The organism is Anabaena sp. UHCC 0204 (genome assembly GCF_009711975.1).
In the GTDB taxonomy this organism is placed as follows: Bacteria; Cyanobacteriota; Cyanobacteriia; order Cyanobacteriales; family Nostocaceae; genus Dolichospermum.
Window position 1 is genome coordinate 44,554 of record NZ_VIKW01000019.1, and the last position, 13,089, is coordinate 57,642.

9 protein-coding genes are annotated in these 13,089 nt (G+C 36.7%); 3 read left to right on the top strand and 6 right to left on the bottom strand.

What is annotated here, in order from left to right:
- Positions 1–307: 307 nt before the first annotated feature.
- Complete coding sequence (locus FJR04_RS16055; RefSeq protein ID WP_168496526.1) at positions 308–4,429, top strand: response regulator; 4,122 nt, start codon at positions 308–310, stop codon at positions 4,427–4,429.
- Between the two features lie 258 nt (positions 4,430–4,687).
- Here FJR04_RS16055 and FJR04_RS16060 read toward each other — a convergent pair whose 3' ends face one another.
- The 3 genes from FJR04_RS16060 to FJR04_RS16070 all read right to left on the bottom strand — a co-directional run bounded on the left by FJR04_RS16060 (position 4,688) and on the right by FJR04_RS16070 (position 7,481).
- On the bottom strand, positions 4,688–5,101 hold the full coding sequence (locus FJR04_RS16060; protein ID WP_168496528.1) for a secondary thiamine-phosphate synthase enzyme YjbQ: 414 nt from the start codon (positions 5,099–5,101) through the stop codon (positions 4,688–4,690).
- Between the two features lie 7 nt (positions 5,102–5,108).
- Entirely contained in the window at positions 5,109–6,194 is a 1,086-nt protein-coding gene (locus FJR04_RS16065; protein WP_168496530.1) for a glycosyl transferase, read from the bottom strand.
- A gap of 132 nt (positions 6,195–6,326) precedes the next feature.
- Positions 6,327–7,481, bottom strand: coding sequence for an aminotransferase class V-fold PLP-dependent enzyme (locus FJR04_RS16070; RefSeq protein WP_168496532.1), 1,155 nt, complete (start codon positions 7,479–7,481; stop codon positions 6,327–6,329).
- Positions 7,482–7,566: 85 nt separating this feature from the next.
- On the opposite strand from FJR04_RS16070, the gene FJR04_RS16075 reads away from it, so the two are divergent.
- Both FJR04_RS16075 and FJR04_RS16080 read left to right on the top strand, forming a co-directional pair.
- Positions 7,567–8,682 carry an ABC transporter permease gene (locus FJR04_RS16075; protein WP_168496534.1) on the top strand — a complete coding sequence of 372 codons (1,116 nt, stop codon included), beginning with the start codon at positions 7,567–7,569 and terminating at the stop codon, positions 8,680–8,682.
- 267 nt (positions 8,683–8,949) lie between these two features.
- Positions 8,950–9,969, top strand: a complete 1,020-nt coding sequence (locus FJR04_RS16080) for a tRNA-dihydrouridine synthase (RefSeq protein ID WP_168496536.1) — start codon at positions 8,950–8,952, stop codon at positions 9,967–9,969.
- Between the two features lie 513 nt (positions 9,970–10,482).
- Here FJR04_RS16080 and nth read toward each other — a convergent pair.
- From nth to FJR04_RS16095, 3 genes are all read right to left on the bottom strand, one after another.
- Positions 10,483–11,145: an endonuclease III gene (gene nth / locus FJR04_RS16085; protein WP_168496538.1), complete on the bottom strand. Its 663-nt coding sequence runs from the start codon at positions 11,143–11,145 to the stop codon at positions 10,483–10,485.
- 94 nt (positions 11,146–11,239) lie between these two features.
- Positions 11,240–12,340, bottom strand: coding sequence for an RIP metalloprotease RseP (rseP, locus tag FJR04_RS16090; protein WP_168496539.1), 1,101 nt, complete (start codon positions 12,338–12,340; stop codon positions 11,240–11,242).
- Between the two features lie 80 nt (positions 12,341–12,420).
- Positions 12,421–13,059: a Uma2 family endonuclease gene (locus tag FJR04_RS16095; RefSeq protein WP_168496541.1), complete on the bottom strand. Its 639-nt coding sequence runs from the start codon at positions 13,057–13,059 to the stop codon at positions 12,421–12,423.
- Positions 13,060–13,089 lie beyond the last annotated feature (30 nt).

Sequence of the window (13,089 nt, forward strand, 5' to 3'; positions counted from 1 at the left end):
AAATATAAGTAGAACGGACTAAATAATTCCAGGTTTGTAGTGAGGACTTTAGTCCTCATTTAAGGGCTGAAGCCCTTACTACCAAATCATCTCAATATTTTTACATTACTTAATCTAAGTTGATTTCTTTTTGTCTAGTTACTTATAGGACTTACGCACAAGTTACGGAATAATGAACCACGAAGACACGAAGAACACGAAGGAATGAGAGTTTCAGAGATATTTTGCGTAAGTCCTAACTTATATAAATATTAACTCTTTTTTTTGCTTCTTGAACCAACTCTTTATTCAACCAACCTGAAATAATATGCGGTTTTTTACTAATTTATTAAAGTTACCAAAAGTATCTCTCAATCCCAAACAAATTGTATTACTTATCTTACTAATTATTGCAGGATATCTTGGCAACTACTTTAAACTGACACTTTTTTTTGGAGTTGATTTTTTATTTGGTAGCATAGCTGTTTTGATCATAGTAGCTATTTATGGATCTTTTTGGGGAACAATAGCTTCTATCATCAGTAGCAGTTTTACATGGGTATTATGGGGACATCCCTATGCAATGATTATCTTTATTTGTGAGTCCATATTTGTAGGATTATTTTTACGGAAAAAGAGCCAAAATTTACTTTTATTAAATGGCATTTATTGGTTGGTATTAGGTATACCTCTAGTCGCTATATTTTATGGTGGAATATTACAATTAAGTCTAATAGCAACATTATTAATCGCTATAAAACAAGCTGTAAATGGCATATTCAATGCTCTAGTTTGTAGTTTAATTATTAATTATTTACCTATAGAAAAATGGTTGAAAATTAAAACAAGAAAACATACAATTTCTTGGCAACAATCATTATTTAATTTATTCATAGCTTTTGTATTTTTTCCAGTTATGACAATTAATATAAATAATGCTATTCGCTCTACTGAAAGTATTGAAATGGCTATTACTAAAGATATAAATTTTTTATCATTAGCATTTAAAAATAATATTGAATTTTGGCAAGAAAATCATATAACTAGTTTAAAAAGAATTGCTAATTATCTAGATTTAACAGACGAAAATTCATTGATGAAAACCCAAGTAAATTTAGAAAATATCCAAAAAATATTTCCACAGTTCAATGAAATTTACATAGTCAATAATGCAGGAAACATTATCGCACAATCTCCATATCAGCTAAAATCCTCTATAAATGTTAGTCAAAGAACTGACTTCCAGCAACTAAAAAGATATGAATCTTCTTTCACCACTAATATCCAATCTACATCAATCAAATTGGGCAGAGATGAAATTGTTAATATAGGTGTACCTATTGTTAATAATAATCAATTTTTGGGTGCTATCTTTGGTGAATTAAAGCTAAAAAAATTAATTAATTTAATTGAAACAACAAAAATAAATGAAGATTTTGAGATTACTATTATAGATCAAAAAAATCGTGTAATTGCTACTAGCTTAGAGAAAATTAAACCATTAGAGACGTTCACTCTTTACCAGGATAAAACAATTCGCAATTTGAATAATGATGTTGTTCATTTACTACCAAATTCACCTAATCTACCAGCTATCTGGAAATGGGAAAACTCTTTTTATGCACAAACAAGTTCTTTAAATAATGATATTGATCTCAAAATAGTTCTTCAAATACCAACAAAACCGCAAATAGATTATATTCGGACAATCTACATAAAAAATCTATCAATTATGTTATTTACTGCCATTATGGCTTTAATAGCTGCGATGTTACTTAGTAACAAATTAGTACAACCTATGCTGAGATTAACTCGGGTGACTACTGATTTACCACAAAAAATATTAGCACAAGAAGAAATTATTTTTGATAATAGTATAGTTGCTGAAATAGACTCTCTAACGCGCAATTTTCAATCAATGATTTTAGCACTAAATCAAATGTTCCAAGAAATTAAAAGTGCTAAAAATACTCTTGAAGAAAGAGTAGAAAAACGAACTCAAGAATTATCAATTACTAATCGAGAACTAGAATCGGAAATTATCAAAAGACAAGAAATAGAAGCAATATTAAGAGAAAGAGAGGAACGCTATGAATTAGCAATTTCTGGAACTAATGATGGTATTTGGGATTGGGATTTAATAACTAATCAAGTTTATTATTCACCCACTTGGATGAGAATTTTGGGTTATGAATATCAACCCCTACCCAATATTTTCTCAACATGGTCAGATAATGTACATCCAGATTCACTCTTCATAGTGATGTGTGATATTAATGATCATCTTGAAGGAAAAACAGATGTTTATCAAAATACTCATCGCATTAAACATTACAATGGCAATTATATTTGGATAGCATCGAAGGGGAAATGTATTCGTAATGAACAGGGAAAACCCTATCGTCTAGTAGGCATAATTACAGATATTACAGATAAAAAAGTAGCAGAAGAACAACTCAAATCAGCTAAAGAAGAAGCGGAAATTGCTAACCAGACTAAAAGCCAATTTCTAGCAACTATGAGTCACGAAATTCGCACACCAATGAATGCAGTCATAGGGATGACAGGACTTTTACTGGATACTCAATTGACATCACAGCAGCGAGAATTTGTAGAGATTATTCGTAATAGTGGTGATGCTATGCTGACACTAATTAATGATATTTTAGACTTCTCTAAAATTGAGTCTGGTAAGTTGGAGATAGAAGAACAAACTTTTAACCTGAGAAGTTGTATTGAAGAGTCGCTGGATTTAGTTGCTCCTAAAGCTAGTGAACAAAACTTAGAGCTTGCTTATATAATGGATGCAGAAAGTTATGAATTAATTAGTGGTGATCTTGCTAGACTCCGGCAAATTTTAGTAAATTTACTAAGTAATGCTATTAAATTTACTAAATCTGGTGAAGTGATACTTTCCGTAACTAGTCAATTAAAAAATCAATTAAATTCTCAACTGCATGAAATTATATTTACGGTTAAGGATACAGGTATAGGTATTCCAGAAGATAGAATGGATAGACTCTTTAAGCCATTTAGTCAAGTTGACGCTTCTACTACTCGTCATTATGGTGGTACTGGCTTAGGTTTGGTAATTAGCCAAAGACTAGTGGAAATGATGGGTGGTCAAATTAAAGTTGAAAGTAAAATTGGTGAAGGATCTCGTTTTTCCTTTAGTATTATTACCCCATTTGTGAGTAAATCTGAACTTATCCATGATGAAAATCAAAAACAATTATTGGCTAATCAACGTTTATTAATAGTTGATGATAATGTAACAAATCGTCAATCTTTAATGTTACAAGTTCAATCTTTTGGGATGATACCTATTGTTGCTCCTTCTGGAAGAGAAGCGATCGCCTATTTGCAACACCAAAAGTTTGATTTGGCTATTTTAGATATGGAAATGCCAGAAATGGATGGTTTAACTCTGGCTGGGGAAATTCGTAAATTGCCTAATTGTCATCAGTTACCTTTAATTATGTTAACATCTATTGGTATCAGACCCCTAGACCATTATGCGGAAATAAAAAATATTAATTTTGCTGCTTATCTAAATAAACCTATTAAAAAATCCTATCTAGCGAATATCTTAATTAAAATTTTCAGTAATGATGTTATACCTAAAGATAATACTGCATCTCTGACATTATCACAATTTAATTCTCACCTAGCAGAGCAATTACCATTAAAAATTCTTTTGGCAGAAGATAATGTGGTGAATCAGAAGGTAGCTGTAAATATTTTACAACGTCTTGGCTATCGTCCTGATGTAGCAGCGAATGGTTTAGAAGTATTAATAGCTTTACGAAGACAATATTATGATGTTGTTCTCATGGATATACAAATGCCAGAAATGGATGGATTAACTGCGACTCAGAAAATTTGCGAAGAATGGCCATTATCGTCTCGTCCTTGGATTATAGCCATGACTGCTAATGCAATGCAGGGAGATAGGGAAAAATGTTTAGCATTAGGGATGAATGACTACACAACAAAACCAATTCGACTTGAGGAATTAACACGAGCTTTAAGTAATTGTCATAAACCCGATCCAATGAGTCAAAAAATACCTGAATCTTTACCTAAAAATATGCAAATTCTAGATACAGAAACTTTAAAAGAATTAAGAGAAAGTATTTGCGATCACGTAGTTAGCGAATTTATTATGTTAATTGATTCCTATTTAGAAGATTCACCCCAACGGTTACAAGCTTTGGGTGATGCAATTATTCAAGATAATGCCAAAAATCTTCGATTGGAAGCGCATACACTTAAATCTAGTAGTGCTATTTTTGGAGCAAAGGAGTTATCTAACCTTTGCAAAAGATTAGAAGATTTGGGACGTGATGGTAATACGAAAGATGCAGCTTCTTTAGTACCACAGGTAATTACACAATACCAGAAAGTAGAGGCTGCTTTGCACCTAGAAAAGCAAAGATATAATATCTAGATAAGTTAGGAGTCGTTAGGGCGAAGCATTCGGAAAATAAACTTGGGAAAAACCGATAATTAATCGTCCGAATGCTGATGCTTCCAGCACGCTCCGCGAACGCCCCTACAAGCTTTGGGTATAGGTTTCAATTTAGATTCCTCATTAATCTGCAATCTTGGCGTTAAAAATTGTTGTTATGACAAGAGAACAGGAAGAAGAAAGTTTTGGGCGATTTTACTTTTCTGCACACATTTTGGTGATCTCACGTCCACCTACTTATCCAGAAATGTGAACTACTAACTCTCGCATATTGTTCTGTTGACGATGTTCCCAAACATAGATTCCTTGCCATGTTCCTAATACCAAATGACCACGATTAATAGGAATTTGTTCAGAAGTGTGGGTTAAAACTGTGCGGATATGTCCTGGCATATCATCGGGTCCTTCAGCATCATGAATGTAATAGTTGCCTTCTGGGACTATTTTCGCCATGAAATTAGCTAAATCAACTAATACATCAGGATCTGCATTTTCTTGAATTACTAAACTAGCTGATGTGTGACGTAAAAATAAACTACAAAGACCTGTTTCTATGCCCGATTCGGCAACTATGGCTTCAATTTTGGCAGTAATGTTGTGAAATGATTTCCCATTGGTGGAAACTCTTAATAATTTTTGGTAGTGTGTCATGGCTAGTTTATATAGTGTTATACAAATAATCTATCACGGTTTTGGCTATTGTTTCATTGCCATTTTTATCTATGGCTTCGGTTTGTTTTGGTGGTTGGGGTGACTGATAGAGAAAATCCCAATCTCCCTGAAAAAATTCCGGTGCTGTGAGAATTTGATGATGATTATAATTAGTAATTCCTGCTAACATAAAAGCTGCTTCTGCAAAATCATCACGGGGAATAGTTACGACTGGTATTTGGAGACGGGTGGCTTCTGAAAATGTCCCATATCCAGGTTTAGAAACAACTCTTCCACAAATCGGCATAAAGTCTACAGGGCGATATTGACGATTTTTAACTTTGATTATATTAGGTAAATCTGGGGCTGAGGAATCAAAAGTAATAAATTGCCAATCGGAAAATTTGCTGATATTATGATAAGGAATTTCTTGTAAACCTAAACCGCCAAATGTTAGTAAAATAGTTGTTTCTGGCGGTGTAGTTATGCCCCAATTGGTGCGTAATTCATCAATGGGAAAATGGGGAGAACCACCAGTTAAACCTACGTCGGTGATATTTGGGAAGGCTGACATTGGTTCATGAAAAGGGAGACGAAATAGGCGATCGCATTTTGCATACCAATCACTAATCCAATCAGCAATTTCCAGAAATTCTCCTCCCCAATCTCGATAGATAAAATCCCAACCAAAGTTACTAATCATCCAGCAGGGAATATTCGCAGCTTGAGCAAATCCAGCCGCAAGAAAGGGAATATCTGCTAAAATTAAATCCACACGATTTTGACGAATAAAATTAATTTCGGAAGCAATTAAAGCGTTTTGATTTTTTTTAATTTCTCGCAACTTTTCCAAAGTCGCTGGTTTGTCCATTGTTAAACTATCGGCTTGGATAATACCTAAATCAAAAGCCCGTTGACGTAAAATAAAATCACCTTCTATATAAGATTCTAGTAACCAACGCGGTGCAGTTGTCACTAAAATTAACAACGCTTCGGGGCATAATTTTTGAATAGTATTAGCGATTGAAGCTGTGCGGGTAGCATGACCAAAACCGTGATTGGTAATTGCTATATATATAATTGGTCGTTTCATGATTTAAAAGGTAGAAGTTTAAAAAGTATTTCTGTAATTGAGGTTGACACAAGGAAACCCAACACCAAAAATGGTTGGTTGTGTTGGGTTTTCCAAAGCCTCAACCCAACCTACTTGGATTATAATCGCTTTCTACTGTTGCTTGGATATTGCTGCTATTAATTGGTCAATTTCTGATTGTAGAGTTAGGTAATGGATACTCACACGAATACAATTAGGATGAGCAATTGTGCGGGTTAAAATATTTTGTGATTCTAGAGATTGCACCAATTTAAAACTAGGCTGATTAGTTAATTGAAAGGAAACTAATCCACTTTCTGGAGGTGAATTTTTTAAACATTTGACATTGGGTAAAGAGCTTAATTTCTGCCACAGATATTCACTATTTTTGTAAATTTGCTCATATCTTTCCTGTGCTGTTCCCCATTGTTCGTGAATTGTAATTGCTGCTTGCAAACCTATATATAATGGAGTTGATAAAGTAGATACTTCATATCTGCGTCCATCAGGTTGCCAACCCGTAGGTTGTGCTTCACTGTTAGTAATTACTCCATTCAATCCAATAAATGTAGGATGTAAGTTTTCTCTAGCTTCAGGACGTACATATAAACCACCCACACCCGCAGGACCACATAACCATTTGTGTCCAGTAAAGGCATAAAAATCTACTCCCAATGCGGTTAAATCTAAAGGAAGAACACCTACTGATTGAGCCGCATCTATCAATAATAGCGAATTATTGCTTTTACATACTTCTACAATTTTGTCAACAGGTAAAACTTGACCTGTATTCCATAAAACATGACTTAAAACTACTAAGCGAGTTTGAGGACGGAGATTTTCAGCAATAATACTGATAGGATTTCCGTCATTTAAAGTCGCCATTAAGGGACAAGTGCTAACTTCTACCGCAAATCTGCGGGCAATTTCCTGAGCCGTAGCAATGACTCCAGGGTGTTCGCAGTCGGAAAGCAGGAGATGATCACCAGGTTGCCAATCAATGCCCCACATGGCAATATTACAACCTACCGTTACATTACCCGTGAGAGTAATTGTATTACTTGGCACATTGAGTATAGAGGCGATCGCTTCTCGACTGGCTTGTATTTGTGGTGAAATCCAACTATAGGCTTCATTCCCAAAAGGACCTATATTTTGAATGTGCGCTTGAGCCTCAGTCACAGCATCCATAGCCCCTTGAGGCATTGGTCCTTGGCCTCCATAGTTAAAATAAACCTTATTACTTAAAGCGGGAAATTGTGAGCGATGGTGATGCAAGTTTTTCATAAAATGGGTTTGCAGGTTTTTCTCTAATTTCTTGATATATACTTTGATCAACAATTAATCAACATTAACTTTTACATCAAAAATTATGAATTGGTGGCATAGACTCAATAAAAACCCTTTAGCACGATCTGGGGCAATTGTCCTATTATGTTTCTATTTAGCAGTGATTTGTGCTGATTTTATCGCTCCTTATAACCCCTACGACTCACAACCAAATGGTTCACTACTGCCACCAACCCGAATTAACTGGGTGTCACAGTCAGGGGAATTTATTGGACCCCATGTATATCCTACAACACAGGGCGATACTAACTTAGAAACTGGGGAAAGAAAAATAATTGTAGATCAAACAAAGCCTTCACCATTACGTTTATTTGTTGCCGGTCCTGAATATCAATTATTCAAGTTGAGTATTTCACTTCCTCCCCAATGGCAAGAAGTTACAATTATTCCTGGTATTTCCTTAAATTGGCATTTGTTTGGCGTTATTGGTGATGCAAAATTCAATCTTTTAGGAACAGATGAACAAGGCCGCGACCAATTTAGTCGGTTATTACATGGTGGTCGCATTAGTATGTTTATTGGCATTTTCGGCATCATCATTACCTATCCATTGGCGTTATTAATTGGTGGTATATCTGGTTATTTTGGAGGGATAGTTGATAGTATTATTATGCGGTTAGCAGAAGTATTAATGACTTTCCCCAGTATTTATCTATTAGTAGCATTATCGGGAATAATAGATCCAAAATTAACTAGTAGTCAACGCTTTTTACTGATTGTACTAATTACTTCTCTGATTAGCTGGGCTGGTTTAGCTAGGGTAATTCGCGGTCAAGTTTTATCAATTAAAGAACTCGAATTTGTGCAAGCAGCAAAGGTAATGGGTGGTAAGCCAATTTATATCATTATTCGTCATGTTTTGCCGCAGACTGCTAGTTATATCATCATTTCTGCCACGTTAACAATTCCTAGCTTTATTGGCGCAGAAGCGGTATTAAGTCTGATTGGTTTAGGGATTCAACAACCAGATCCATCTTGGGGAAATATGCTTTCTTTAGCTAGTAATGCTTCGATTTTAGTATTACAACCATGGCTAATTTTACCACCAGCAATTCTAATTATTCTCACAGTTTTGTCATTCAATGTTTTAGGGGATGGATTGCGTGATGCTCTTGATCCTCGGAGTTTACAGAGGTAGAAGGATCTGAATTAAGGTTGGGTTGAGCGATACTGTTGGCGATCGCACAACCCAACACCAATCATAGTATAGAAATTGTCAGAATCAGGTGGTTATCGAGTTTCGACTTCGCTCAACTACCGCGGAGTCGAGATAATTTCCAGGATTTAAAGATGTACAGGATGAAAACTGGGATTTTATCACCTATCATATTAATAACCTATTACCTATTACCAATCACCAATCACCAATCACCAATTACCTGATGCTTTATTAATCTTCATCTCTATGTCCCTGGTATCACTCCCCCAATCACTTCAGAAAGACCTACCGCTTACCGCTCTTGCACCGATGCAGGATGTGACAAACCTCTGGTTTATGAAGGTCATTGCCCACTACGGCAGTCCTGACTACTTCTTTACCGAATATTTCCGCGTCAATGATACCTCACGACTCAATCGTCACATTCTGGCAGCAATCACCGAAAATGATACGGGTCGCCCCGTTTTTGCTCAAATGATTGGGGAAAGCATTCCCGACTTAGTAAGAACAGCCAAGGAACTCTGCAAATATAATATCGCGGGAGTGGACTTAAATATGGGCTGTCCAGCACCGAGAATCTATCGTAAAAATGTTGGGGGTGGATTGCTGCGAGAACCGGAAAAAGTAGATCAGATTTTGGGAGAACTGCGTGCTGCTGTGAATGATAAACCTTTAACTGTGAAGATGCGCGTAGGGTTTGAAAATACAGATAACTTTTCTAAAATTCTCGATCTCATCAATCGTCATAATATTGATTTGCTGAGTTTGCATGGTCGCACGGTGAAAGATATGTACCATGGAGAAGTTAAATATGATTTGATTGCGGAAGCGGTGAGAAGGGTTGATTGTCCAGTGTTGGCTAATGGCAATATCAAATCGGCGAAAACTGCCCTGGAAGTGCTGTCTCAAACGGGTGCAGCGGGTGTAATGGTGGGACGGTGGGCGATCGGTAATCCTTGGCTTTTTAATCAAATTCGGCAGGCTTTGCGAGGTGAGGAGATCACACCCGTTCCTTTGGTAGAGGTTCGCAACTATATTGATCGTTTATGGCAAACTCCTACAGGGTCAACTATGCCAGAACGGGCGCGGGTAGGCTACTTGAAAATGTTCCTTAACTACATTGCTTTAAGTGTTGATACTGAAGGTCATTTTTTGCGGTTAATGCGACGGGTGCAAACTGAGGCAGAAATGTTTAATTTGTGCGATCGCGTTTTCCTTGTTGATATGACAAAAACTTTAGCGTTAGCACCTTCTTTGACTATTTGACACTCCCCGGTCTAAAGACACGGGGATTCTTGGTTCAACGAGACCACTTAAACTAGACTCCTTGCGTTATCTAGCTCAGAGGTGGGACTCTCCCCAAGCGTTAACTTTCGGTCTGCCCGACCGTAGTTGCATGACTGCAAGTCCTGTTGAGGATGAAACTTTTCAGTTTCAAAATTCTGATTCGTCACGCTCGGTATAAATCTTTTACCTACTGCTAGGACCAAACGTGAACAATGCAGTAGAACCGCATAGATTTAATTGTCAAGGTACAGATTGCCGTTAAGCAGTTAGGTTTTTATACAGGTTAATTACCATTCCTGTTATAAGTAGTATAACATCTATGTCAATGCAGGATAAATCCTGCACCTAGCCTTCATCCCTTGGCTAAAGTCCAGGTGTGTCTGACTCAGGAAGACACACCTTCAAGGGTTTTCGGCATTTTCCTTATAACTAGTTTATTTACGCTGTTGTGTACTAGTTTATAAAATGTTATTTATCATTCTTAGAAAGTGACTACTTCACCTTTGTTTGCGACAATTGCATATCACACAAATCAGCCAACTCACATACACCACAAGCAGGAGAACGGGATTTACATACAGCCCGACCATGATAGATTAATCTAATTGACCAATTTTCCCAATCTGGTTGCGGTAATAACTTCATGAGGTCTTTCTCAATACCGACAGGTTCAGTATTTTTTGTCAACCCCAAACGCTGACTTAACCGCTTGACGTGAGTATCTACCGTCACCCCTGCATTGATTCCATAGGCATGGGCTAAAACCACATTTGCAGTTTTCCGCGCTACTCCTGGAAGCTTTAATAACTCTTCCATTTTGTTAGGAACAACCGAATTAAAATCATTAACAATCATTTGACAAGAGCCTTGAATATTCTTGGCTTTATTACGATAAAACCCAGTCGAACGCACCAATTCTTCTAACTCTAATATATCAGCATTTGCTAAACTTTCGGCATCAGGAAACCTGCCAAATAATCCTGGTGTCACCTTATTTACCCGCTCATCTGTACATTGAGCAGAAAGAATAGTTGCAACTAACAATTGTACGGGAGTTGCATAATCTAAAGAGCAAGTTGCATCTGGATACAGACGCTGGATACGAGCAAGAATTTCTAAAGCCCGTTGTTTTTTTGTTAATGATTTACGAGTCAATCAGTTTTCTAGTATTAGTGGTTAGTGGTTAGTGGTTAGTTGACAATTAACAATTGTCAATTATCAATTGTCAATTGCCAATTGCCAGATATATTTACTGCAACAACTTTTGCACCCATTCTAATTGGGATGTTAACTGGGTAGTTTCTTTCACAATTAGGAAAAGACCCAATCCTAAAAGTAACACCAAACCAGTTTGCATAACACCGTCTTGAATTTTGCTAGGTAAAGGCTTACCAAATAAACCTTCAATTGCTAAAAATGCGAGTTGTCCACCATCTAAAGCGGGAAGGGGCAAAATATTAATAACTGCCAAGTTAATACTAATAATTGCCGCAAAAGAGAATAAATTTGTGCTATCACTAGCCGCTAATTGAGCGCCAATTTTGACAATTTTCACGGGTCCAGAAACTTGTCCTACCGTTTGCCCAAAATTAGTAATTAACTGTCCAAAACCTTGGAATGTCCCGACAACTAATTGTTGGAAACGATTAGCAGCAAAGGTGAAAATCTCACCTATATTTTGAGGACGACGATAAATTGCTTTACCATTTGGTCCCAATTCAATCCCCACTACACCTTTACCATCAGCACCTTGTTTAGGTGTTAATTTCAGGTTGGTTTGTTGGTTTTCGTGTTGAATTTTTAGGTCAATTTCTTGGTTAGGGTGGGTTTGGATTTCTTTGGTTAATAATGTAGTTGCGTCTTTACCTAGAGGAACTTCTTGACCATTCACAGCCAGAATAATGTCTCCTTCTCGAATTCCTGCTTGGTAAGCAACGGATTGTTCATCTACAGGTTTGACAAGTACACCTGGTTGATACTGAAATTCCTGGGGTATACCAACGATACCCAATTGCAAGGCCAACATCAAATAAGCAAAGATTAAATTTGCTATCACACCGGCACTAATGACAATGGCTCGGTCTAATACTGGACGATTACGCAGCAAATTCGGGTCATTAGGGGGAATTACGCTATCTGGGTCATCATCAGGAAAGCCAACAAAGCCACCTAATGGGAAAGCGCGGATAGTATATTCCGTTTGTGATCCTTGGTACTTTAAAAGTGTTGGACCAAAACCCAAGGAAAAGCGGTTAACGTAAATGCCTTGAGAACGGGCGGCTATGAAATGTCCCAACTCGTGTACTAAGATCAAAATAGCCAAAACTGCGATCGCTGCTAAAACTGACATAGAGCAAATTAATCAAAATATTCGGATATATATCTTTATTGTAGTTTGGGAATGGGTGCAACAGACTCAATCGGCTGATGTCAATTTTTCATCTGTTGTCTAACCCATTCCCGAAAGGAGCGAATCATGGCAATTTCGCCAATTTCCAAACTTTTACCTAAAAATAGGGGAATTTCTGTAGTGAGGGGCAAATTTGCAAAGGTAGGAGAAACATCACAGGGAATATAAACACCTTCACCCAGTTGATAAATCTGCATTACCGGATGATCATAACGCCAAACTTCGGGAACGCCTAAAGCCAAATAAATAGGTAATCTATCAAGAGAAGCACTGGTATAATCAACTTCTATAATTAAATCTGGTGGAGGATCTTGAGTCAAATCGAGATTTTGCTTATTTCGCATTATCGGTTCATTTTGGATGTAAAAACTAGAATCTGGTTCTACACCTTTAGCCAAATCTTGACGTTTACAAGTAACTGAACCGGTACTTTTCAAGTTAAGATTAAGTTCTTCCGCTAGATTATCAATTAGCTTTTCTATCAGTCTTTTATTATGTTCATGGGGCATTAAAGGAGTCATAATTTCTAGTGTTCCCTGGTTGTAAGCTAGACGGGTAGTGCGATTATTCCCCATCTCTCTCAAAATGGTTTCAAATGTGTGCCAAGTAATATTAGGGAGTATAGCTCGGTGGGTGTTAGTGGGTGCTATAGTTAGCATGAGACTTCACCTCGTATTTTTTACTAGGAT